Consider the following 22,280-nt stretch of genomic DNA (forward strand, 5'->3'; position numbering starts at 1 on the left):
AGCGGCGGGTGCGTCCGCTCACCGGCCCAGCGGCCAGGCGGCGACGGTCTCGTAGCGCGGTCCGAAGCCGGGGATGCCGTGCTCGGGAAGGTTGCTGCGTACGAGGGAGAGCTCGTCCACCTGCCAGGGCGTGCCGGAGAAGGGGGCGAGGGCGGCGAGGTACGGACCGAGGTCCGGATCCGTCGCCCTCGCCCCTTCGCCGTGCCGACGGGTCCGGGCCAGGGTGAGGTGCGGGCGGAACGGGAAGCCGGTGTCGGGCTCCACACCGGCCTCGCGGGAGGCGTCGGCGGCGGCGGTGGCGAGGCGGCGCAGGGCGGGGAGGTCACCGTCGGCACCGGCCCAGAGGGCGCGGCCGTCGAAGTGGCCGCTCCCTTTGAGGGCGAGGGTGAAGGGCCGGACCTCACCGGCGGCCCGGGCGAGCGCCCTTTGCAGCGGCGCGAGGTGCTCGTCGGGGACTTCACCGAGGAAGGCAAGCGTGAAGTGCCAGCCGGGGCGACCGGTCCAGCGGAGGTTCCGGGAGGTGGGGAGGGTTTCCAAGTGGTCGACGGCGGTGGCGAGTTGGGAGAGGGCGGGGGTGGGGGGCAGGACGGCGGCGAAGAGTCTCATGGGGACATTGTGGGTGGGGCGGGGGCCATGGCGGAGGTGGGGCGGGAGCGAGGGTCCGAGCGGGGTCGGGGGCCGCCCCCCTTGCCCACCCGTCCCGCCCCCGGGGGGCGGCCCCGGTGCCCAAGGGGGGCGGGGGCGGCGGCGGGGAGGCGCCCCGTCAGGGGCGCGGGGAACTGCGCGAGCAACCCACCACCGGCCCGCGCGTAAGCACCCCTGGCCCCGCGGCCAGCGGTCTAGGGAAGGGGCGGGGAGGGGCACTCGCCCGCCGCAGGCGCGACGCCGCCCCCGGTACGCAGTGGCCGACCCCTACCCCGCCCCCCTCAACTCCCCCTCAATCGCCCCCAACAGCAAATCCACCGCCCCCTCGAACGCCGACCCCGCCATCCCCGGCAAATGCCCCCGCACCGCGTAAAGGTGCGGATACTCCTCCTCCGACACCCCCTCGTACACCCCCGCCCACGCCCCCTCGTCCGCCTCCCGCTGGTCCGGCCGCAGGCCCTGGACCGCCGCGTCCAGGGCCGCATGGCCCAGGACCGTGTCGATGAAGGCGTGGTAGTAGCGCACCGCCGACGCGTCGTCGAAGCCCGCCGTACGCAGCAGCCCCACACCGGTGTCGATGGCCCGCTGCTCGTGCGGCCGGCTCGTCACCCGGAAGCCGCTCAACAGCGCGACCCTCGGGTGCCGTTGCGCCGAGTGGTACGCCCGCATCCCGAACTCCCGTAGCGACGCACGCCAGTTGGCCGGGTCCGGATCCGGCACGAAGCCCGCCATGGTGTGGGCGATCAGCCGGTCGCCCATCGCCAGGTGCAGGTCCTCCATGGAGCGGAAGTAGCGGTAGACCGCACTCGGGTCGGCCCCCAGCGCCTGCCCCAGCTTCCGCATGGTCAGCGCTTCCGCCCCGTGCTCGTCGACCAGTTCCAGGGCCCGGTCGAGGATGCGCTCCTCGGAGAGCACGACCCCCGAACGGGTCGGCCGCCGCCGCTTCCGCTCCGCCGGAACACGCGACCCGCCCTCTGCCACGACCACACACCCCTCCCTCTCCCAGCTCCACGCCAGTTAACCACCGCGTTACGTCAACACCATTGACATAACACTGACGCCGCCTGTTTCATCGCCCCACATCCCCTAGAAGTGGTCCGCCAAGGAGTGAGTGCGCCGTGCCCCAGAACACGCAGCAGCAACCACCGCCACCACCAGCCACACCCGCAACCACATCCGCAGCCACCCCGGCACCGCCCACCCTCCGCCGCTCCCTCGGCGTCAAGGACGGCATGGCCATCGCCGCCTCCAGCACCGCCGCCACCACCAGCATCGGCATCGGAATGGGCACGCTCGCCGCCTACGCCGGCCGCCAGACCCCGGTGATCCTGCTCCTGGCCTTCGTCCCGATCATCGGGATCGCCCTCGCCTACGCCCGCCTCAACCGCGTCGAGCCCAACTGCGGCAGCGGCTACACCTGGGTGGGCCGGTCGCTCGGCCCCTGGCCCGGGTTCCTCACCGGGTGGGTCGTCCTCGTCGGCACGATGATCTTCATGGCGTACACCGGTGCGGTCACCGGCTCCGTCATCCTCCAGTTCCTCAACAAGATGGGCCTGCACTCGGTCCTCGGCCTGGCCCTGGACCCGTCGTCCACCGGCATCAGCACGGTCGTCGGCCTGGTCGCGCTCGTCGCGGTCACCCTCACCGCGATCACCGGCGTGCGCGGCGCCACCCGCCTCCAGCTCGGCCTGCTGGTCTTCGAGTACGCCGTGCTGCTGGTCTTCTGCGGCTGGGCGATCGCCGTGGGCGACCAGCCCTTCTCGCTCTCCTGGCTGAACCCCTTCGAGATCACCTCCGGGCAGTCGCTCGCCCAGGGCCTGGTGCTCGCCGTGTTCATCTTCTGGGGCTGGGACGCGGCGTTCAGCGTCAACGAGGAGAGCAAGGACCCGAGGGACGCCGCACGCGGCGGCTTCATCGCGCTGTTCACGATGCTCGGCCTGTTCCTCTTCGCCTCGATCGCCTTCCAACGGGTGATGTCCACGGACGAGTTGGTGGAGAACGGCCCGCAGGCCCTCACCTTCCTCGGCTCCCACCTCGCCTCCGAACCGTGGGCCTCGCTCCCCCTCGCCGCCCTGATGTGCTCGGCCTTCGCCTCGCTCCAGTCGAGCGTGATCCCGACCGCGCGCGGCAACCTGGCCATGAGCCGCGACCGTACGCTCGGGAAGGTGTGGGCCCGGATCAGTCCCCGTTACGGGACCCCCGCCGTCGGCACCCTCGTCCTGATGGCCATCGCCGCCGCCATCGCCGTGCTCGCGGTCGGCATCCCCAAGCTCAACGACATGATCCTGACCGCCGTGAACTCCATCGGTCTGACCGTCTCCCTCTACTACGGGCTCACCGCGATCGCCTGTGCCGTCCGCTTCCGGACGAGCCTGCGGGCCGGGCCGAGGGAGGCACTCGCCGCCGTGATCGTGCCGGCCGCGAGCGGGCTCGCGCTCTTCGGGCTCGGCGGCTACCTCGCGTACAACTACGCCACGATGAGCGACCACTTCGAGGCGAGTCCCGACAACGGATGGTTCATGCTGACCATTCCGGCGCTGATCATCATCTCCGGGCTGATCGCGGCGGCCGTCGCCAAATGGGCAAGGAAATCCCCGTACTTCACCTCCGACGGACGGGGCAGGGGCCGGGGCACCGACGGCGACGCCCTGATCCTCCCGATGGACAGCACCCCGGCCCCGCACTGAACCGACCACCACTCCCCCTCCGCACTCACCACCGAAGGAGCACCCCCCATGCCCAGCCGCAACACCCCCGCCTCACCCCACCCCCACGCCGACCTGGTCCTCACCGGCGGCCCCGTGCACACCGTCGACGCGGCCCGCAGCCGGGCGACGGGTGTCGCGGTGCGCGGCGGGCGGATCGTCGCGGTGGGGCACGACGAGGTGCGCGAGCTGATCGGCCCGCGCACCGAAGTCGTGGACCTGGCGGGGAAGTTGCTGCTGCCCGGTTTCCAGGACGCGCACGTCCACCCGGTCGGCGGCGGCGTCGAGATGGGCCAGTGCGATCTGACGGGCGCGGTCACCGCGCGGGAGTACCGCGAGATCGTACGGTCGTACGCGGACGCCCACCCCGAGGCGGAGTGGATCACGGGCGGCGGCTGGTCGATGGAGGCGTTCCCGGGCGGGACGCCGACCCGGCAGTTCCTCGACGAGCTGGTGCCGGACCGCCCGGTCTACCTGGTCAACCGCGACCACCACGGCGGCTGGGCCAACTCCCGTGCGCTTGAGCTGTGTTCGGTCGTACCGGAGACCCCGGACCCGGCGGACGGCCGGATCGAGCGGGACGCGGACGGGGTGCCGACCGGGATGCTCCAGGAGGGCGCGATGGGCCTGGTGGCCCGGTACGTCCCCGAGACGAGCGACGCCCAGCTGCTGGCCGGGCTGCTGCGCGCCCAGGCCCTGCTCCACTCGCACGGCATCACCGCCTGGCAGGACGCCCTGCTCGGCGACCACGCGGGCATGGCGGACCCGGCACGCGCGTACCTGGCCGCCGCCCGGGACGGACTGCTCACCGCGCGGGTGGTCGGCTCGCTGTGGTGGGACCGGGCCAGGGGCGAGGAGCAGATCCCCGAACTGCTCGCTCGACGGGAGGAGTTGACGGTCGGCGACCGGCTCCGCGCGTCCACCGTCAAGATCATGCAGGACGGCATCGCCGAGAACCACACCGCCGCGATGCTCGACCCCTACCTGACCGCCTGCGGCTGCGCCTCCGACAACTCCGGCATCTCCTTCATCGACCCCAAGGCCCTCTCCTCGTACGTCACCTCGCTCGACGCGGCGGGCTTCCAGGTGCACTTCCACGCGCTCGGCGACCGGGCCGTACGGGAGGCCCTGGACGCGGTGGCGGCGGCGCGCCGGGCCAACGGCTGGACGGACACCCGTCCGCACCTGGCGCACCTCCAGGTGGTGCACCCCGACGACGTGCCGCGCTTCCGCGAGCTGGGCGCCACCGCCAACATCCAGGCACTCTGGGCCGCCCACGAACCCCAGATGGACGAACTGACCATCCCGTTCCTGGGCGCGGAGCGGGCCGCCCACCAGTACCCCTTCGGGGACCTGCTGCGGGCCGGTGCGACGCTCTGCGCGGGCAGCGACTGGCCGGTCAGCAGCCCGGACCCGCTGTCCGCGCTCCAGGTGGCGGTGACCCGCAGGGAGCCGGGCTCCGACGCCCCCGTCTTCCTCCCCGAGCAGCGGATCGACCTGGGCGCGGCGGTGGCGGCCTACACGGCGGGCAGCGCGTATGTGAACCACCTCGACGACACCGGGTCGATCCGGGTGGGCAACCTCGCCGACCTGACCGTCCTGGACCGGGACGTCTTCGCGGGAGCCCCGGAGGAGATAGCCCAGGCGCGGGTGTCCGCCACCTACGTGGGCGGCGAGCGGGTGTACGCGGCGGAGGACTGACGGAGCACCTCTGCCGGGCGGCGCGGAGGGCCGCCCGGCAGAGGGAAGGCCCGGCAGAGGGAAGGGGCCTAAGCCACCGCGAGGCCTAAGCCACCGCGACGAGCTCCTTGCGGCGGCCCCGCTCGCTCGGCACCAGCAGCAGGTGCTGGTGCCCCCTGCGCAGGTCCAGCTTCGGACGCAGTCCGCCGACCCGGCACAGCAGCGCGCCGATGCCCGCCGCCGCCAGCGCGGAGATCACGCCTCCGGCCGCGAAGCCGATCCGGGCGCCGTACGTGTCGGTGATCCAGCCCAGCAGCGGTGCGCCCAGCGGCGTACCGCCGGTGAACACCATCATGAAGAGCGCCATCACCCTGCCCCGCATCACGGGGTCGGTGGCCATCTGGACGCTGGAGTTCGCGGTGACGTTGACCGTCAGCCCGAACATGCCGATCGGCACCATCATCACGGCGAACAGCCAGAACTCCGGCGCGAACGCCGTCACGACCTCCAGCACGCCGAAGAGCACCGCGGCGCCCACCAGCAGCCGCAGCCGCGAGGTGCCGCGCCGTGCGGCCAGCAGGGCGCCGGCCAGCGAACCGGCCGCCATCAGGGTGTTGAGCAGGCCGTAGGTGCCCGCGTCGCCGTGGAAGACGTCGTCGACGAAGGCGGACAGCCAGATCGGGAAGTTGAAGCCGAAGGTCCCGATGAAGCCGACGAGCACGATCGGCCAGATCAGCTCAGGGCGTCCGGCGACGTACCGCAGTCCCTCCCTCAGCTGCCCCTTGCCGCGCGGCGTCCGCTCCACCTTGTGGAGTTCGGAGGTGCGCATCATCAGCAGCCCCGCGATGGGCGCGAGGAAGGACAGGCCGTTGAGCAGGAAGGCGAAGCCGCTGCCGACGGCGGTGATCAGGACACCGGCGACCGCGGGGCCGACCAGCCGGGCGGACTGGAAGTTCGCGGAGTTCAGGCTCACCGCGTTGCGGATCTCGTCGGGGCCGACCATCTCGGCGACGAAGGTCTGCCGGGCCGGGTTGTCGACGACCGTGATCAGACCGCCGACGAAGGCCGTCGCGTAGACGTGCCACACCTCGACGTGACCGGTCAGGGTCAGGGCGGCCAGCGCCAGGCCGGTGAGGCCCATCGCGGACTGGGTGGCCAGCAGCAGGGGCCGCTTCGGCAGGCGGTCGGCGAGTACGCCCCCGTACAGGCCGAAGAGCAGCATGGGCAGGAACTGCAGGGCGATGGTCAGGCCGACGGCGGACGCCGAGCCGGTGAGCGAGAGCACCAGCCAGTCCTGGGCGATGCGCTGCATCCAGGTGCCGGTGTTCGACACCACTTGCCCGCTTGCGAAGAGCCGGTAGTTCCGGTTCCTGAGCGAGCTGAACATCGAAGTAGGTGCGGTCGGTGCGGGGGCGGAGTCTGCTCCGGTTCCCGTACTCAAAGTGGGTTCGCCTCCTTGGCGGCGCGCGGGGTCGGTTGCTTGCCCACCTCGTGGATTACAGGTGGGCCAATTTCTCCAGGACCGGGGCGGCAGCGCGCAGCTTCGCCCAGTCGTCCTCGTCAAGGCCGTCGGCCAGATGGGACAGCCAGGCGTTCCGCTTGCGGCGGCTCTCTTCGAGCATGGCCTCCGCGGTCTCGGTCTGGCGGACCACCTTCTGGCGGCGGTCGTCGGGGTGCGGTTCGAGCCTGACCAGCCCCTTGGCTTCGAGCAGCGCCACGATGCGGGTCATCGACGGCGGCTGTACGTGCTCCTTGCGGGCCAGCTCCCCGGGTGTGGCCGAACCACAGCGGGCGAGGGTGCCGAGCACCGACATCTCGGTGGGGCTCAGCGACTCGTCGACTCGTTGGTGCTTCAGACGCCGGCTCAGCAGCATGACTGCGGAGCGGAGGGCGTTCACGGCGGCGGCGTTGTCGCCGTGGGACAGGTCAGGCATGTTCGTTAGCATAACTCATTACCCACTCTAAAGACCAACTGAATCACGCGTGCGCACGCGAGCGTGGCTGAAGTCACCCGTACGAGTGAGCTGAGGCCGGAAAGTGACGCGCGGCGCGGGAGCGTCGGCCGACCCTGGGGAAATGGACTCATCGGACTCGTCGGTGCTCAGCCTGCGGATAGACGCCGACCTCCTGGACCGGCTGCGCGAGCGGGCCACGAAACGCGGAATGAGCGTCCAGGACTATGTCGTCCGGACGCTCATTCGCGATGACTTCGACGAGCGGTTCAAGACCGCGGTCGACGAGACGGAGAAGTTCTACGGGGCGGCCTGAGGCCCCGCGCCTACGCCAGGCCCGCCGCCTTCGTCAGGCCCCAGCGCCTACGTGAGGCCCAGCGCCGGCATCAGGTAGTAGAAGGCGAAGACCGCCGACACCGCGTACATCGCCGCCGGCACCTCGCGGCCCCGGCCCGCGGCCAGGCGCAGCACGCAGAAGCTGACGAAGCCGATGCCGATGCCGTTCGTGATCGAGTACGTGAACGGCATCATCAGCATCGTCAGGAACGCCGGCACCGCGATCGTGTAGTCGCTCCAGTCGATGGCCCTGATCGAGCCGGACAGGATCAGGAAGCCGACCGCGAGCAGCGCCGGGGTGGCCGCCTGCGACGGGACCATCGTGACCAGCGGGGTCAGGAAGAGACCGACCGCGAAGAGGCCGCCGGTGACCATGTTGGCGAGGCCGGTGCGCGCGCCCTCGCCGACGCCCGCGGTGGACTCGACGAAGCAGGTGGTGGCGGAGGACGAGGTGCCGCCGCCCGCGGCGACCGCGAGGCCGTCGACGAGCAGGACCTTGTTGACGCCGGGCAGGTTGCCCTTCTCGTCGGTCAGCTTGGCCTCGTCGCCGACCGCGAGGATGGTGCCCATCGCGTCGAAGAAGCAGGAGAGCAGGACCGAGAAGACGAAGAGGGCGCCGGTGAGGATGCCGACCTTCTCGAAGCCGCCGAACAGGCTGACCTGGCCGATCAGCCCGAAGTCGGGGGCGGCGACCGGGTTGCCGGGCCACTCGGGCGTCGTCAGGCCCCAGGACGGGACGTCGGCGATGGCGTTGATGATCATCGCGAGGACGGTCATGGCGACCATCGAGATCAGGATCGCGCCGGGCACCTTGCGGGTGAGGAGCGCGAGGGTCAGCAGCACACCGAGCACGAAGATCAGCACCGGCCAGCCGACGAGGTGACCGCCGGTGCCGAGCTGGAGCGGGACGGTGGTGTGCGCGGCGTCCGGCATCCGGGACACGAAGCCCGAGTCGACCAGGCCGATCAGCATGATGAACAGGCCGATGCCGATCGCGATGCCCTTGCGCAGGCCCAGCGGTACGGCGTTCATCACGCGCTCCCGCAGCCCGGTGGCGACCATCAGCATGACGATGACACCGGCGAGGACGACCATGCCCATCGCGTCCGGCCAGCTCATCTTGGGCGCGAGCTGGAGGGCGACGACGGTGTTGACGCCCAGGCCCGCCGCCAGGGCGATCGGGACGTTGCCGATGACACCCATCAGGAGCGTGGAGAGGGCGGCGGTCAGCACGGTCGCGGTGACCAGCTGGCCGTTGTCGAGCTGGTGTCCGTACATGTCCTTGGCGCTGCCGAGGATGATCGGGTTCAGCACGATGATGTACGCCATCGCGAAGAAGGTCGCGAGACCGCCGCGCAGCTCGCGGCCGACCGTCGAGCCCCGCTCCGTGATCTTGAAGAACCGGTCGAGTCCGTTGACCGGCCCCTGCGGCTGCGCGGGCTTCGGGTCGGACGGCGACGACTCGGCGGCGTCCACCGGGGAGCTGGCGGGGGGCATGCGTGACCTCACGGGAGAGACAGGGGCGGGGGAAACAAAGGGAACGAAATCCGGCCTGGCTTGGAGGTTTAAACGAACGGAACCAGTCAAACCAAAGCAGATTCAGTATGAATGCATAAGGGGAAGATCGGTATCTCCGCGCGTAGACCCAAGCGCCGACCGGCCCGACGGCCTTCCCGCGAACCCCCCGGGGGCGCGGCCTACACTGGCTCGCATGGCGAAGTGGACAGCGAAGCACGAGGCACCCGAGCCCCTGGAGGGGCCCGTCGTCGGCACCATCGTCGGCGGCACGATCATCTGGTTCGTGATCTTCCTCGCCCAGGCCGCGTTCTACGGCTGGTTCGCCGACCGCGACCTGACCTGGTGGTACTGGACCCCGCTGGCCGGCGCCGGTCTCGGCCTGATCGGAATCTGGTACGTCCGGGGGCGCGACGCGGCGCTCAAGAGGTTCGCCGCGGAGAAGGCGGCGGCCGAGGCTGCCGGAGACCCCGCCTAGCCGACGCACCACTGCCGGAACTGTCGGACGCGCCTATCAGACGCCGGTACATCCCCGCGTACGACCTTCGGCCCGACCTCATCCTGCCAAGGCATGATCTTGCCGCCGTTCAACGGGTGAACGGCGGATTGGGCCCGTACCGTCGGACGCATGACACACATTGACGCGGGCTCGGAGCTGGACCCCGTACACCCGGTGGAACCACCAGGCGGCCCTCCGGCCACGGCCGTCGCCGAGCGTGCGAGGGGGCTCAGCGCCGCCGAGGTGGCCGAGCGGATAGCCCGGGGCGAGGTCAATGACGTCCCGGTGCGCAGCTCCCGCTCGACCGCCGAGATCGTCCGGGGAAACGTCTTCACCCGCTTCAACGCGATCATCGGTGTGCTCTGGGCGATCATGCTCGTCATCGCACCCATCCAGGACAGCCTGTTCGGCTTCGTGATCATCGCGAACACCGGTATCGGCATCATCCAGGAGCTGCGTGCCAAGAAGACCCTGGACGGGCTCGCGGTCATCGGCGAGGCCAAGCCGACGGTGCGCCGGGACGGGGTGGCCGCCGAGATCTCGACCTCGCAGATCGTCCTCGGTGACGTCATCGAACTCGGTCCCGGCGACAAGGTGGTGGTCGACGGCGAGGTCGCCGAGGCCGACAACCTGGAGGTCGACGAGTCGCTGCTGACCGGTGAGGCCGACCCGGTGCTCAAGAAGCCGGGCGACCCCATGATGTCCGGCTCGTTCGTGGTCGCGGGCGGTGGCGCCTTCACCGCGACGAAGGTCGGCCGGGAGGCGTACGCGGCCCAGCTCGCGGAGGAGGCGTCGCGCTTCACGCTCGTCCACTCCGAGCTGCGCAGCGGTATCTCGACGATCCTCAAGTACGTGACCTGGATGATGGTCCCGACCGCGCTCGGGCTGATCATCAGCCAGATGGTGGCCAAGGACAATCCGTTCAAGGCGTCGCTGGCCCGCACCATCGGCGGCATCGTCCCGATGATCCCCGAGGGCCTGGTCCTCCTCACCTCGGTCGCCTTCGCGATCGGTGTCATCCGCCTGGGCCGCAAGCAGTGCCTGGTGCAGGAGCTGCCCGCGATCGAGGGGCTGGCCCGCGTCGACGTCGTCTGCCTGGACAAGACGGGCACGCTGACCGAGGGCGGCATGGACGTCACCGAGCTGCGCCCGCTGGGCGGGGCCGACGAGGGTTACGTACGACAGGTGCTCGGGGCGCTCGGCGAGTCCGACCCCCGGCCCAACGCCAGCCTCCAGGCCATCAAGGACAAGTACCCGGACGAGGCGGAGTGGCGGGTGCTGGAGTCGCTGCCCTTCTCCTCCGCGCGCAAGTACAGCGGGGCGTCCTTCAGCGACGGCACCGGCGAGAACTCGATCTGGCTGCTGGGCGCGCCGGACGTGCTCCTGCCGGCCGGCGACCCGGCGCTGGCCGAGATCGACGAGCTGAACGCACAGGGCCTGCGCGTCCTGCTGCTCGCCCGCGCCGCCGGTGAGCTGGACGATCCCCAGGTGTCGGCAGGTGCGAAAGCGACCGCGCTGGTCGTCCTGGAGCAGCGGCTGCGCCCGGACGCGGGCGACACCCTCGCCTACTTCGCCGACCAGAACGTCCAGGCCAAGGTGATCTCCGGCGACAACGCGGTGTCCGTGGGCGCCGTCGCCGGGAAGCTGGGCCTGCCGGGCGCCGAGAACACGATCGACGCCCGTCAGCTGCCGACGGACCAGGCGGAGATGGCCGCCGTCCTGGAATCCAACGCCGTCTTCGGCCGGGTCACCCCGCAGCAGAAGCGGGACATGGTCGCCGCCCTCCAGTCGAAGGGCCACACGGTCGCCATGACCGGCGACGGCGTCAACGACGTCCTCGCCCTCAAGGACGCCGACATCGGCGTCTCGATGGGCTCGGGCTCCGAGGCGACGCGTGCGGTGGCCCAGATCGTGCTGCTGAACAACAGCTTCGCGACCCTGCCGTCCGTGGTCGCCGAGGGCCGCCGCGTCATCGGCAACATCACCCGGGTGGCGACGCTCTTCCTCACGAAGACCGTCTACTCGGTGCTGCTGGCCATCCTCGTGGTGTGCACCCAGGTCGAATACCCCTTCCTGCCGCGCCACTTGACCCTGATGTCGACGCTGACCATCGGTGTCCCCGCGTTCTTCCTGGCCCTCGCCCCCAACAAGGAGCGGGCCAAACCGCACTTCGTGCGCAGGGTGATGCGGTACTCGATCCCCAGCGGCATCATCGCGGCGGCCGCGACCTTCACGACGTACCTGCTGGCCCGCGCCCACTACTCCGGCCCCGACGCACTGGCGGCGGAGACGAGCGCGGCGACGCTGACGCTGTTCCTGGTCGCGATGTGGGTACTGGCGATCATCGCGCGCCCGTACACCTGGTGGCGGATCGCGCTGGTGGCGACGATGGGGCTCGGCTTCCTGATCGTGCTGGTGGTGCCGTGGCTCCAGGACTTCTTCGCCCTGAAGCTCATCGGGACGACGATGCCGTGGACGGCGGTGGGCATCGCCGTCGCGGCGGCGGCCCTGCTGGAACTGGTGTGGCGCTGGGTCGGCCGGAAGTGGCCGGCCTGACGGATACGTGAACGGGGGGAGGGGCGGAGCCACTGGTGGCTCCGCCCCTCCCCCCGTTCCGGTCGCCCGGTCAGTCGAACCAGCGGTCGCGGGAGAGTTCCGCCGTACGGGTCGGGTCCTCCAGGAGGGCCGCGACCTCGAAGCGGCGCGGCCACTGGCCCGCCGCCCAGGCGAGACCGGCCGCCACGCCCTCCAGGGTGGCCGCGTGCAGGATTCCGTCGGGGGTACGGCGCCAGTCCAGCTCGACGCCTCCCGCGCGGAGTTCGTCGTGTTCGAGGTACGTGGCGGGGGTGGCAGGGCCGAGGAGAGTGCGGACCGAGGCGGGGACCTCGTGTTCCGTACCGTCGGCCGCGACGACCTCCGCCTCCACCGTCTCGCTGATCCGCCGCACCTGGAGGAGCTCGGCGAGGGCCGCAGCCCGGGCCGGTGCCACGGGCAGAAGGGGCAGGCCACCGGTCAGCGGAAGCAGATCAGGAGCATCCGCGATCAGCGCGTCGCCCGCGTCGACCACCTCCAGCTCGCCGTCCACCACGACCCGCAACTCATCGGGCAGGGTGACCTGTTCGGGATCCAGACCGGCCAATTCCGTATACAGGGCGTGCAGTTGCCCCTCCGTCAGATCCGCCTCCGGATCGGTGAGCCGGGACAGCAGCTCCGCCGCCCCGCCCGGCTCGGCGAGCAACGAGGAAAGACTGGTCCGCACTCCGAGCGCCCTGAGCACCTGCTCGTCGTCGAAGCCGGTCGCGTCCGCCTCGTCGTAAAGACCTTCGAGGAGTGCGTCGCCGCCCGAGGCGAGCAGCCCGGCCGGGCGGCGGCCGTCGAGCACCGGGTGGTCGCGCAGCCACCATGCCGTGTACGGGCGGACGGAGCGCGTCGTTCCGTCCGGCAGCAGCACCCGCACCTGCTGCGTCAGCGCGTCGCGCAACGGCGGCTGGGCGAGCAGTGCGAGCGCCTGCGGCCACTTGTCGTCGTCGACCAGATCGAGGTCGCGGACGGCGACGATCTCGGTCGCGACGGGCGGTACGGGGGTCTCGGGAAGCTGGTCGAGCAGGTCCTCGCACCACACGTCGACGGCGTCGAGCAGCCCGGCGTCGTCCGGCTCGGCGAAGTCGGAGTCCCGGGGCTCGAACTCGTCGGGGTCGAGCACGACATCGGCCGCCCGTACGAGAGCGAAGGTCGCCAGCACTCCACAGGCGGCAAGCGTCCGCTCCCCCCACCTGTCCGCCAATTCCTCGTCCACGAGGGCAAGTTCACCCTCCCGCATGACACCGGCGAAGGAACTCCCGGGAACCACCAGCTCCCCGGCGGGCGAGGTCTCGCCCTCCTCGTCGGGCAGGCCGAGGGCGCCCAGCCAGGGTTCGTCGCCGGGCGCGAGCTCGGCGTCCCTGACCAGCCCGAGCACGGTCTCCACCAGCTCCTCCGGATCGAGGGCGTCCTCGTCCCAGATGTCGGCCCCGTCGAGCGAGGCGGCGACGGCCGCGCGCACCTGAGGGGTCGTCAGTACGGCGCGGGGGGTGGCGGGCAGCGCGCCGAGCTTTTCGAGGAGGGGGTGGGCGGCGTCGGCGTGCGCGACGCGCAGCCCGAGGCGGGCGAGCTGCTCGGCGGCCTCGGGGCTGGAGTCCGGGAGCGGCAGCAGGACCTGCCTCGGACCGATCGCCGTACGGCCGTTGGCGAGCGGCACCGGGAGTCCGGCCAGCCGGTCCGGGTCGACCCCGGCGAGGGACTCGTACAGCCGCCGCCACCAGCCGGGGGCGCGCTCGGCGCCCGCGATGCGCTCGATGGCGTCGCCGAGCGGCAGCCGCCCGACGCCGAGCGTACGCAGCTCGGCGCGCCGCTCCAGCCCGGCGGGCAGCAGCGTCGGCAACACCTCGGCGAGGACCCGCACGGTCTCCTCCCCCGCCCCTTCCACCACTTCCGCCTCGAAGGGCCGCAGCGCGGGCTGCTCCTCGGTGGGCGCGGCGGGCAGCAGGAACGCGACGCGCGGCAGGCGCGCCACGACGGCGGCGCGCAGGGCCCCGTCCAGCTCGCCCTTGCCGAGCGGCCCGGGGACGAGCGCGATCGTCCCGACGGACACCGGCGCCCAGTGCGCGAGCAGTTCGGCGTAGGTGTCGGCGGCCCGCTCGACGAGGAAGTCGGTGAGCGGGCCGGGGGCCGGGTGGCGCCGGGTGGGGTCGAGGGGGAAGGAGGCGATGAGGAGGGCGGGGACGCCGAGGGGTTCGTCGGTGGGGGTGGGTGCGTGGACGACCCGTGCGGTACGGGGCGGCAGCGGCGAGCCGTCGTCGTCGACGGGCACGGCCCAGGTGAGCGACCAGTGCGGCCGCAGCCGCTCCTCGACGGGGCGGTCGGCGAGGAGGTGCTTGGCGAGGGGGCCGGAGGCGGCGAGGGTGCGCCAGCGGGTGGTCCGGGCGCCGTCGGTGCTGGGACTCGTGTCCTCGATGTGCACGTACGGCTCGTGGTCCGCCCGGGACAGGGTCCGTACGCCCTCCGGGGTCTCGACGACCACTTCGGTGAGTCCCGGCAGGGTGAGGAGCAGGGCGTCGTCGATCGCGGCGAGGAGGTGCTCGACGAGGGCGAGGGCCGCCGGGTCGCGGAGCGGGAGGATGACGACGGTGTCGTAGCCGTCGGGGGCGCTGCCCTCGGCGGGCAACGGCAGCCGCAGCAGCGGGACATGGCCGTCGCGGCGGCGGAGTTCGTCGGCGAGACCGGGGCTGTGCAGGGCGGCGTCCTCGGCCAGGCCGCGCGCTTCGGCGAGCGACCAGCGGACACCGCCGTGCCGGCCGACCACGGCGGGCTCGTCGCTGACCGCGAGCACGGCGGCGAACCCGACACCGAACCGGCCGACGGCGGTGTCGGTGTCCTCGCGCTTGGCGGAGGCGCGGAGGGTGGAGAGCGACTCGGCGCCGGCGGCGTCGAGGGGGGCGCCGGTGTTGGCGGCGGCGAGGACGGCGGGGCTGTCGGGGGTGGCGGGGCGGAGGGTGAGCCGCAGCCGTCCGGCGACTCCGCTGCGTCCTGCGGCGTCGGCGGCGTTCTGGGCGAGCTCGACGACGAGGCGGTCGCGGTAGCCGCCGAGGGCGAGGTCCTCCTCGGAGTTGGCGTCCTCGCGGAAGCGGGCGGGAGTCGCGGTCCAGGCGTCGAGCACCCCGCGCCGCAGGCGGGCGGTGCCGAAGGGGTCGGCGGGGGTGGTGGGGTCTCCGCCGTCGGGGGCCGGGGCCGGGACGTTCACGGGGTGCTCCGCTTCTGTGGGGTGGCTGCGGCGTGCAACGTATCGCGCGCCAGGCTGATGCCCCTGCCCGGGAGGCCACGCTCCATTCCGCTGCGCGGGGCCTTCCCCTCCCCGCCCCTTCCCGAAACTGGGGCGCTGCCCCAGACCCCGGCCCGTTCGGCCGGACGGGGGTGGGTGGGCTGCCGACCGGGGTCGAGCAGGTGGCGGGCCCGGCCACGGCCGGTGGTCGGGTGCGGGTGTGTGCGTGGCTGGCCGCGCAGTTCCCCGCGCCCCTGGATGCCTGGGGGCGCGGGGAACTGCGCGAGCAACCACACTCGACCCGCTGCTAACAACCCCTGGCCCCGCGGAGCGGTTTAGGGAAGGGGCGGGGAGGGGCACAGCCCGCCGCAGGCGCGACACCGCACAACACTCCCAGCGCCACGCGGCGCCAGCCGCAAATTGAGCACAGCGGGAAGGGGCGGGGAGGGGCATCGGCCCGCCGCAGGCGCGACACCGCACAACTCTTCCAGCGCCTCGCGGCACCCCCGGACCGGTGGCACGTCGCGGCGACGGCCGCGCCGAGTCCGGCCCCGACCGACCCCTCAGGAGTGGCCCAGGTCCTCCGCGCCCTCGTCCACCGTCCCCGGCACCGACCCACCCTCCGGATCCGGCCTCAGCGGAAACGCGTCCACCGCCATCGAGTCCATCACCGGCCCCACCGGCTTCGGTGTCTTCGGCATGACGGCTGCTTCCGAGTGGCCGCCGCAGCCGTACGAGAGGGACACGACGTGCCCGTCCGCAGGGCCGAATTCGTTCGCGCAGATGCCGAAGGCCTGGCCGAGGGAGCCGGCGACCGGGATCAGGAAGGCGCAGGAGACGCAGGTGGCCGGGGCCGCCATGGCCATCGGGGTCTTCGCGCCGTACTCCTCGTCCCAGCGGTCGGCCGCGAGGTGCAGCCCGTACCGCGACAGGACCCTCGCCCGGCGCATGCCGAGCTCCTCGGCGACCGAGGCGATGGAGCCGCGTACCGGAGCCGTCGCGACCGGAGCGGCGAGTTCCGCGTCCTCGGTGTCGACGACGTCCGCCAGCGCCTGGGACGCCGGTGCCACGGCGCCCACGGCGCCCTTCTCCTCCGAGAGGATGGAGTTCGGCGGCGGCGCGTCCTCGCCCGTCCAGCCCGGCTCCAGCCGCAGGTCCTCGGCCTCGGTCGGCAGCAGATCGCCCGGACCCATGTCGCCGGGGCGCAGCCGCTCGCTCCACGGCACCCATTCGGGCGCTTCGAGGGAGTCGGGGCCCGGCAGCAGTACCGTCTCGTCGAGCGTGACGTTCTTGGCGCGGGAGGCCCGCGCGACCGTCACGGCCCAGCGCCAGCCCCGGTAGCCCGGTTCCTTCGCCTCGAAGAGGTGGGTGACCACCCGGTCGCCCTCGGCGAAAAGAGTGACGTGCTCGCCGACCACCCCGGGGAAGGCGGCCTCCTCGGCGGCCTCACGTGCGAGGTCGACCGCTTCGGCGCACAGACGGTCAGGGGTACGGCTTCTCGTCGTCGCAGCACTCACAGGTTTCGCTTCTCTCCTACGCCGTATCACGGGTGCGCCTGCCGATGACGGTGCAGGTAGATGGATGTACGAGCTGCGGGCGGAGCGGACCAGGGGGCCGCGTCGACGTCCGCGCCCGGACCGATCTATCTGCCTCGGGCACACCTTCCGCCATCCATTCTGCGGGATCGCTGAGAGGCGCGCGGCCGAGTACAACCGCCGGTGGCGCGCTACGCACGCTACCCCCTCTGCCGCCCCCATCCCACCTGCACGTCCGAATCCTGGTTCGGGTCGGGTGGGGTACCCGCGCCGTTGGGGCACTATTGCGGGGTGGCTACCGCACGGTCGTCGTCTCGTTCGTACGTCCCAACTGGGCCGCTGCGCAAGGCGGGTCGGGCGGTCGGTCGTGCCCTCCACCTGCCGTTCACCGGTACGGCGAAAGGGATCCGGCGGGCCACGCACGCCCACGGGGCCGGTGAGTCGGGCCTCGGAAAGCTCATCGAACTGCACGCCGTGAACGGCGCGGGCGACGTATTGATCACAATCGCGCTTGCCTCGACGGTGTTCTTCTCCGTACCCACGGACGAGGCGCGGGGCCGGGTGGCCCTCTATCTCGCGATCACCATGGCGCCCTTCACTCTTCTCGCTCCGGTCATCGGCCCGCTCCTGGACCGGCTGCCGCACGGGCGGCGGGCCGCGATGGCGGGGGCGATGCTCGCGCGGGCGGTGCTGGCGCTGGCCATGTCGGGGGCGGTGGCGACGGGCGGCATCGAGCTGTATCCGGCGGCGCTGGGTGTGCTGGTGGCTTCCAAGGCGTACGGGGTCGTCCGCAGCGCGGTCGTACCGAGACTGCTCCCGCCGAAGTTCTCGCTGGTCAAGGCCAACTCGCGGGTGACCCTGGCCGGGCTGCTCGCGACGGGCGCGGCGGCGCCGATCGGGGCCGGGCTCCAGCGCATCGGGCCCTCGTGGCCGCTGTACGGGGCGTTCCTCGTCTTCGTGGCGGGGACCTTCCTGGCGTTCTCGATGCCGGGCAAGGTGGACTCGGCCAAGGGTGAAAAGCGCGCGCATCTGGCCTCCGACCACCCGGGGGAGGAACATGCGCCCGAACGGCCGGGGCGGGGGCTGCGGGACGTGGGCCCGTCCGTGGTCCACGCGCTCCAGGCGAACGCGGCCCTGCGCGCGCTCTCCGGCTTCCTCATCTTCTTCCTCGCGTTCCTGCTGAGGCAGCACCCGCTGGGCGGGCAGAGTGCTGCGGTCTCGCTGGGCATCGTGGGCGTCGCGGCCGGGCTGGGGAACGCGGTCGGGACGGCGGTGGGGGCGTGGCTGAAGTCGCGGGCGCCGGAGCTGATCATCGCGACGGTGCTGATGGTGGCGCTCGGGGTGTCGGTCCTGACGGCGGTCTTCTTCGGGGGGCTGCTGGTGGCGGTGCTCGCGGCGACGGCGGGGCTGTGCCAGGCGCTGGGGAAGCTATCGCTGGACGCGTTGATCCAGCGGGATGTGCCGGAGGCGGTGCGGAACTCGGCATTTGCGCGGTCGGAGACGTTGCTGCAGGTGGCTTGGGTGGTGGGGGGTGCGATCGGCATCGCGCTGCCGTTGGTGGCGGGGTTGGGGATGGGAGTGGGGGCGGCGTTGATCGGGGTGGGAGTACTCCTGTCCGGCCGCGGCCTGCTGCGGGCCCCGGGCGGACGGAACCTTCGCTGAGTCTGGGGGGTACGGGGTGGGAGCCATGGCGTAGGCGGGACAGAAGCGAGAAGCCGAGCGGGGTCGGGGGCCGCCCCCTTGCCCGCCCGTCCCGCCCCCGGGGGGCGGCCCCGCCGCCCAAGGGGGCTAGGTGACGGGGGGTGGACACCCCGGGGAGTACCCCCGCGCGGGGGTGGGGGGTTTGGGCGATAGCCTTCGCGCATGACCGTTGCGCTGTTCTCGGGCAAGGCCCGCCGTACCACTGCCGCCCTGGCTGTCGCCTCCGCAGGGCTTCTCGTACTCTCCGCCTGCGACAAGCCGACGCCGCTGGCGACCGTGACAGTGGGCTCGGACTCGGTGCACACCGACGCCGCCTGCTACGAGGACGGCAAGGGCCTCGGCGAGAAGGCCTTCACGTCCTGCATGACCAAGAAGGTCGAGAAGGCCGAGCAGACCATCGAGGCCTCCACCGGCGACACGATCCGCATCGGTGTCGACCCCAAGGTCGCCGAGTCCGGCGGCTGGGTGCTCTTCGTCAACGGCCGTCCGATCGACGCCGAGACCTCCAAGAAGACGTACCGCACGGTGAACGCGGACCAGATCCTCACCCAGGAGGGCCAGCCCAACCAGCTCGGCCAGGCCCAGCGGGTGCCGCTCAAGGAAGCGCAGCTGACCGTCGGCCAGATCAACGGCAAGGAACTCGCCGGCGTCTGGCACTTCAAGGTCAAGCGCTCCTCCTGACGAGTACGAGCACGAGTACGAGCACGCATACGCCCATGGACATCCTCGTCGTGACCGCGGTTCCCGCAGAGCGGGACGCGGTCACGCGTGCGTTCGCGGGCGACGGCGATGACACCGGTACCCGGTACACCGTCCTCGCGGGCGGTGTCGGGCCGGCCGCCGCCGCCGCTTCGACCGCCCGCGCGCTGGCCACCGGTTCGTACGGCCTCGTCGTGTCCGCCGGGATCGGCGGCGGGTTCGCGGGGGTCGCCCCCCTCGCCTCGGTCGTCGTCGCGGACGCGATCGTCGCCGCCGATCTGGGCGCCGAAACGGCGGAGGGCTACGTTCCGGTGACCGGGCTCGGCTTCGGGACCGTGGAGCACCGCCCGCCCGCCGATCTCGTACGGAAGATCGCCGACGCCACCGGAGCACGCACCGGCACCGTCCTCACCGTCTCCACCGTCACCGGCACCGCCGCCCGCGCCGAGGAGCTGCGCGCCCGGCACCCGGGGGCCGCCGTCGAGGCGATGGAGGGGTTCGGGGTGGCCGAGGCCGCCGCTCTGTTCGCTCTGCCGGTGCTCGAAATCCGCGCCGTCTCCAACGCCGTCGGGCCGCGCGACCGCGACGCCTGGCGGATCGGGGACGCGCTCGCCGCCCTGACCGACGCCTTCGGGAAGATCGGGGCCGTCACGGAGGGTTGGACCCCACATGACCACCACAGCAGCTGAAGCAGCCGAAGCGGCACTCAAGATCGCTTACTCGCCCTGCCCCAACGACACCTTCGTCTTCGACGCCTGGGCGCACGGCCGCGTCCCCGGCGCACCGGAGCTCGACGTCACCTTCGCGGACATCGACCTCACCAACGGAATGGCCGAGCGCAGCGAGTTCGACGTGCTCAAGGTGTCCTACGCCGTACTTCCGTGGGTCCTCGACCAGTACGCGCTGCTGCCGTGCGGCGGGGCGCTCGGGCGGGGCTGCGGCCCGCTGGTCCTCACCAAAGACGCGGACGTCGACCTGACGGGCAGGACGGTCGCGGTGCCGAGCGAGCGCTCGACCGCCTACCTCCTCTTCCGCCTCTGGGCGGCCGACGTCGTCCCCGGCAAGGTCGGCGAGGTCGTCGTGATGCCGTTCGACGAGATCATGCCGGCGGTGCGCGACGGCCGGGTGGATGCGGGCCTGGTCATCCACGAGGCGCGCTTCACCTACCAGCAGTACGGGCTGCACAAGCTGGCCGACATGGGCGAGCACTGGGAGGCCACCACCGGGCTGCCCATCCCGCTCGGCGCGATCATCGCCAAGCGCTCGCTGGGCGAGGAGAAGCTGCGGCAGCTCGCCGACGCGGCACGGACTTCGGTACGCCTGGCGTGGGACGAGCCCGAGGTGTCGCGTCCGTACGTCCTCGCCCATGCGCAGGAGATGGACCCGGCGGTCGCCGACCAGCACATCGGGCTGTACGTCAACGAGTTCACCGCGGACCTGGGCGAGGACGGCTACGCGGCCGTGCGCGGACTGCTGGAAAGGGCGGCGGCCGAGGGGCTGGTTCCGCCCCTCGGCCGCGATGCGCTGAGTTTCCCCTGAGCCGCTGCGGCTATACGTCGAGCTGGTCCGCCACCGCGCGCAGCAGGCCCGCGATCTTCGCGCCCGCCGCCTTGTCGGGGTAGCGGCCCCGCTCCAGCTGCGGGGTGATGTTCTCCAGCAGCGTCGTCAGGTCCTGGACGATCGAGGCCAGTTCGTCGGGCTTGCGGCGCTGCGCGGCCGCGACCGAGGGGGTCGGGTCGAGCACCGTCACCGACAGGGCCTGGTCACCGCGCTGACCTGCGACCACACCGAACTCGACGCGCTGCCCGGGCTTGAGGCTCTCGACACCGGCCGGGAGCACGGAGGAGTGGACGAAGACGTCGCCGCCGTCGTCGCGCGAGAGGAAGCCGAAGCCCTTTTCGCCGTTGAACCACTTGACCTTGCCGGTAGGCACCGTCTGTCCTCGTCCTCGTACTCGTCGGGTCCGGAAAACCGCGAAAACGGCTCCGGATAGCACTACAGCGGGTCTTCACCGACCCGCCACTCACCAGGCTAATGCTCCTCACGCTGCTGACAAGAGCCGCCGGAGGCTTCCCCTGGCCGGTCCCGGAAGCCGGTCCCCGGGGCAGGGAACTACCCTTGCCGGGTGAGCAATGAAACCAAGAAGGGCCGGGCCGAGGCCGCCGAGCCCGGGGATCGGCTGGTTCGCGTCGGCGGAATCGTCTTCTTCGTCGGGGCGATCGCGACGCTGGTGACCTTCATGCCGATGTTCCTGGGCACGGAGCCGTTCCCGTCGATCGCGTACGCGGTGTGCATGCTGATGGGCGTGGGGTTCCTGATCGCGGCAGCGGGCGTGCTGCGCTCGATCGCGGTGCAGCGGCGCGCGGCCCGCGCCTCGGGGCTCGGCGCGCGCGGCGCCGCGTAGCACCGCGTAACCGACCGGAAAGTGCGCCCGCCGCACCCGCCCTGGCCCGCCCCAGCCCGCCCCAGCCCGCCCTAGAGCGTGGCCCGGTGGGAGGCCAGCCAGGCCGGGAACTCCGTCAGGTCCGTCAGGACCACGTCCGCGCCCGCCTCGCGCAGGGCGGCCTCGTCGTACGGGCCCGTGGTGACCGCCACCGCGACGGCGTCCGCCGCGCGGGCGCCGCGTACGTCGCCCAGGTGGTCGCCGACGTAGACGGTCGCGTCGTGTTCGCGCAGGGCGAGTGCCTTGCCCTCGGCCCAGACGTTGCCGATGACCGCGTCGACCTCGAAGCCCAGGTGTTCCAGGTGGAGCTTGGCGTTGGGCTCCCACTTGCCGGTGACGACGACGACCCGGCCGCCTGCCGCGCGTACGGCGGCGACCGCCTCCAGAGCGCCGGGGAGCGCCGTCGCGGGGGCGATGGCGTACGACGGGTAGAGCGCGCGGTAGCGGTCCGCGATCTCGTCCACGCGGTCGGCGGGGAACCAGTTCGCGATCTCCTGCTCCAGCGGCGGGCCGAGCCGGGAGACGACCAGGTCGGCGTCGATCGGCACTCCGGTCTCGGCGGTGAGCCGCTGGTAGGCGGCCTTGATGCCGGGGCGCGAGTCGATCAGGGTCATGTCGAGGTCGAAACCGACGACGGGGCCGGTCGGAGTCCGGGCGGGGCCTTCGTGCATGCTCATGGCAGCCATTGTGCGCGGGCCTCGTACCGGGGCGGCAGCGCACCCCCGGCCGTACACTTAGGGCCGCCTAAGTTGCCTGATCAGCCTTGATCAGCC

The 22,280-nt window shown here is 72.1% G+C and carries 19 protein-coding genes; 10 read left to right on the forward strand and 9 right to left on the reverse strand.

Annotated elements, in window-relative coordinates:
- Nucleotides 1-18 precede the first annotated feature (18 nt).
- Both thpR and ACZ5PB_RS17605 read right to left on the reverse strand, forming a co-directional pair.
- Nucleotides 19-606 carry an RNA 2',3'-cyclic phosphodiesterase gene (gene thpR / locus ACZ5PB_RS17600; RefSeq protein WP_468692045.1) on the reverse strand — a complete coding sequence of 196 codons (588 nt, stop codon included), beginning with the start codon at nucleotides 604-606 and terminating at the stop codon, nucleotides 19-21.
- A gap of 306 nt (nucleotides 607-912) precedes the next feature.
- The gene (locus ACZ5PB_RS17605; protein ID WP_468692047.1) at nucleotides 913-1,632 is read right to left on the reverse strand and encodes a TetR/AcrR family transcriptional regulator; all 720 of its coding nucleotides are present in this window, start codon (nucleotides 1,630-1,632) and stop codon (nucleotides 913-915) included.
- A gap of 245 nt (nucleotides 1,633-1,877) precedes the next feature.
- Here ACZ5PB_RS17605 and ACZ5PB_RS17610 point away from each other — a divergent pair, with 245 nt between their 5' ends.
- Nucleotides 1,878-3,332, forward strand: coding sequence for an APC family permease (locus ACZ5PB_RS17610; RefSeq protein WP_468692131.1), 1,455 nt, complete (start codon nucleotides 1,878-1,880; stop codon nucleotides 3,330-3,332).
- Between the two features lie 48 nt (nucleotides 3,333-3,380).
- Entirely contained in the window at nucleotides 3,381-5,051 is a 1,671-nt protein-coding gene (locus ACZ5PB_RS17615) for an amidohydrolase (RefSeq protein WP_468692048.1), read from the forward strand.
- A gap of 85 nt (nucleotides 5,052-5,136) precedes the next feature.
- Here ACZ5PB_RS17615 and ACZ5PB_RS17620 read toward each other — a convergent pair whose 3' ends face one another.
- Both ACZ5PB_RS17620 and ACZ5PB_RS17625 read right to left on the reverse strand, forming a co-directional pair.
- Nucleotides 5,137-6,471 carry an MFS transporter gene (locus ACZ5PB_RS17620; RefSeq protein WP_468692050.1) on the reverse strand — a complete coding sequence of 445 codons (1,335 nt, stop codon included), beginning with the start codon at nucleotides 6,469-6,471 and terminating at the stop codon, nucleotides 5,137-5,139.
- A 55-nt stretch (nucleotides 6,472-6,526) separates the two neighbouring features.
- Nucleotides 6,527-6,964, reverse strand: a complete 438-nt coding sequence (locus ACZ5PB_RS17625) for a MarR family winged helix-turn-helix transcriptional regulator (protein ID WP_468692052.1) — start codon at nucleotides 6,962-6,964, stop codon at nucleotides 6,527-6,529.
- 142 nt (nucleotides 6,965-7,106) lie between these two features.
- Between ACZ5PB_RS17625 and ACZ5PB_RS17630 the strand changes: the two genes are divergently transcribed.
- Entirely contained in the window at nucleotides 7,107-7,298 is a 192-nt protein-coding gene (locus tag ACZ5PB_RS17630; RefSeq protein WP_468692053.1) for a ribbon-helix-helix protein, CopG family, read from the forward strand.
- Nucleotides 7,299-7,345: 47 nt separating this feature from the next.
- On the opposite strand, the gene ACZ5PB_RS17635 is transcribed toward ACZ5PB_RS17630, so the two are convergent.
- Nucleotides 7,346-8,815, reverse strand: coding sequence for an NCS2 family permease (locus ACZ5PB_RS17635; protein WP_468692055.1), 1,470 nt, complete (start codon nucleotides 8,813-8,815; stop codon nucleotides 7,346-7,348).
- 214 nt (nucleotides 8,816-9,029) lie between these two features.
- On the opposite strand from ACZ5PB_RS17635, the gene ACZ5PB_RS17640 reads away from it, so the two are divergent.
- Nucleotides 9,030-9,311: a DUF2530 domain-containing protein gene (locus ACZ5PB_RS17640; RefSeq protein ID WP_468692056.1), complete on the forward strand. Its 282-nt coding sequence runs from the start codon at nucleotides 9,030-9,032 to the stop codon at nucleotides 9,309-9,311.
- Between the two features lie 150 nt (nucleotides 9,312-9,461).
- Entirely contained in the window at nucleotides 9,462-11,888 is a 2,427-nt protein-coding gene (locus ACZ5PB_RS17645) for an HAD-IC family P-type ATPase (RefSeq protein WP_468692058.1), read from the forward strand.
- 70 nt (nucleotides 11,889-11,958) lie between these two features.
- Here the strand turns inward: ACZ5PB_RS17645 and ACZ5PB_RS17650 are convergent, their stop codons facing one another.
- Nucleotides 11,959-15,111 carry a sacsin N-terminal ATP-binding-like domain-containing protein gene (locus ACZ5PB_RS17650; protein WP_468692059.1) on the reverse strand — a complete coding sequence of 1,051 codons (3,153 nt, stop codon included), beginning with the start codon at nucleotides 15,109-15,111 and terminating at the stop codon, nucleotides 11,959-11,961.
- 581 nt (nucleotides 15,112-15,692) lie between these two features.
- On the reverse strand, nucleotides 15,693-16,646 hold the full coding sequence (locus ACZ5PB_RS17655) for a DUF3027 domain-containing protein (RefSeq protein WP_468692061.1): 954 nt from the start codon (nucleotides 16,644-16,646) through the stop codon (nucleotides 15,693-15,695).
- Nucleotides 16,647-16,955: 309 nt separating this feature from the next.
- Here ACZ5PB_RS17655 and ACZ5PB_RS17660 point away from each other — a divergent pair, with 309 nt between their 5' ends.
- The 4 genes from ACZ5PB_RS17660 (at nucleotide 16,956) to ACZ5PB_RS17675 (ending at nucleotide 20,603) form a co-directional block, all read left to right on the forward strand.
- Nucleotides 16,956-18,326 carry an MFS transporter gene (locus ACZ5PB_RS17660; protein WP_468692062.1) on the forward strand — a complete coding sequence of 457 codons (1,371 nt, stop codon included), beginning with the start codon at nucleotides 16,956-16,958 and terminating at the stop codon, nucleotides 18,324-18,326.
- A gap of 201 nt (nucleotides 18,327-18,527) precedes the next feature.
- Nucleotides 18,528-19,046: a DUF2771 domain-containing protein gene (locus ACZ5PB_RS17665; RefSeq protein WP_468692064.1), complete on the forward strand. Its 519-nt coding sequence runs from the start codon at nucleotides 18,528-18,530 to the stop codon at nucleotides 19,044-19,046.
- 35 nt (nucleotides 19,047-19,081) lie between these two features.
- Nucleotides 19,082-19,753, forward strand: coding sequence for a futalosine hydrolase (locus ACZ5PB_RS17670; protein ID WP_468692065.1), 672 nt, complete (start codon nucleotides 19,082-19,084; stop codon nucleotides 19,751-19,753).
- On the forward strand, nucleotides 19,734-20,603 hold the full coding sequence (locus ACZ5PB_RS17675) for a 1,4-dihydroxy-6-naphthoate synthase (protein WP_468692066.1): 870 nt from the start codon (nucleotides 19,734-19,736) through the stop codon (nucleotides 20,601-20,603). Before ACZ5PB_RS17670 ends, ACZ5PB_RS17675 begins: the two co-directional genes overlap by 20 nt.
- 10 nt (nucleotides 20,604-20,613) lie before the next feature.
- Here the strand turns inward: ACZ5PB_RS17675 and ACZ5PB_RS17680 are convergent, their stop codons facing one another.
- Nucleotides 20,614-20,997 carry a cold-shock protein gene (locus ACZ5PB_RS17680; RefSeq protein WP_384357350.1) on the reverse strand — a complete coding sequence of 128 codons (384 nt, stop codon included), beginning with the start codon at nucleotides 20,995-20,997 and terminating at the stop codon, nucleotides 20,614-20,616.
- A gap of 192 nt (nucleotides 20,998-21,189) precedes the next feature.
- Between ACZ5PB_RS17680 and ACZ5PB_RS17685 the strand changes: the two genes are divergently transcribed.
- A complete protein-coding gene (locus tag ACZ5PB_RS17685; RefSeq protein ID WP_468692068.1) occupies nucleotides 21,190-21,468 on the forward strand; it encodes a hypothetical protein in 279 nt (92 codons plus the stop codon).
- 71 nt (nucleotides 21,469-21,539) lie between these two features.
- Here ACZ5PB_RS17685 and ACZ5PB_RS17690 read toward each other — a convergent pair whose 3' ends face one another.
- Nucleotides 21,540-22,193: an HAD family hydrolase gene (locus ACZ5PB_RS17690; protein WP_468692070.1), complete on the reverse strand. Its 654-nt coding sequence runs from the start codon at nucleotides 22,191-22,193 to the stop codon at nucleotides 21,540-21,542.
- Nucleotides 22,194-22,280 lie beyond the last annotated feature (87 nt).

The sequence above is a fragment of the Streptomyces sp. NPDC032721 genome (assembly GCF_055579625.1).

Excerpts from the sequence above, each read along its gene's own strand:
- thpR (WP_468692045.1), bottom strand. The coding sequence starts at position 606 with ATGAGACTCTTCGCCGCCGTCCTGCCCCCCACCCCCGCCCTCTCCCAA.
- ACZ5PB_RS17610 (WP_468692131.1), top strand. The coding sequence starts at position 1,878 with ATGGCCATCGCCGCCTCCAGCACCGCCGCCACCACCAGCATCGGCATC.
- ACZ5PB_RS17615 (WP_468692048.1), top strand. The coding sequence starts at position 3,381 with ATGCCCAGCCGCAACACCCCCGCCTCACCCCACCCCCACGCCGACCTG.
- ACZ5PB_RS17625 (WP_468692052.1), bottom strand. The coding sequence starts at position 6,964 with ATGCCTGACCTGTCCCACGGCGACAACGCCGCCGCCGTGAACGCCCTC.
- ACZ5PB_RS17630 (WP_468692053.1), top strand. The coding sequence starts at position 7,107 with ATGGACTCATCGGACTCGTCGGTGCTCAGCCTGCGGATAGACGCCGAC.
- ACZ5PB_RS17635 (WP_468692055.1), bottom strand. The coding sequence starts at position 8,815 with ATGCCCCCCGCCAGCTCCCCGGTGGACGCCGCCGAGTCGTCGCCGTCC.
- ACZ5PB_RS17640 (WP_468692056.1), top strand. The coding sequence starts at position 9,030 with ATGGCGAAGTGGACAGCGAAGCACGAGGCACCCGAGCCCCTGGAGGGG.
- ACZ5PB_RS17645 (WP_468692058.1), top strand. The coding sequence starts at position 9,462 with ATGACACACATTGACGCGGGCTCGGAGCTGGACCCCGTACACCCGGTG.
- ACZ5PB_RS17665 (WP_468692064.1), top strand. The coding sequence starts at position 18,528 with ATGACCGTTGCGCTGTTCTCGGGCAAGGCCCGCCGTACCACTGCCGCC.
- ACZ5PB_RS17670 (WP_468692065.1), top strand. The coding sequence starts at position 19,082 with ATGGACATCCTCGTCGTGACCGCGGTTCCCGCAGAGCGGGACGCGGTC.
- ACZ5PB_RS17675 (WP_468692066.1), top strand. The coding sequence starts at position 19,734 with ATGACCACCACAGCAGCTGAAGCAGCCGAAGCGGCACTCAAGATCGCT.
- ACZ5PB_RS17690 (WP_468692070.1), bottom strand. The coding sequence starts at position 22,193 with ATGGCTGCCATGAGCATGCACGAAGGCCCCGCCCGGACTCCGACCGGC.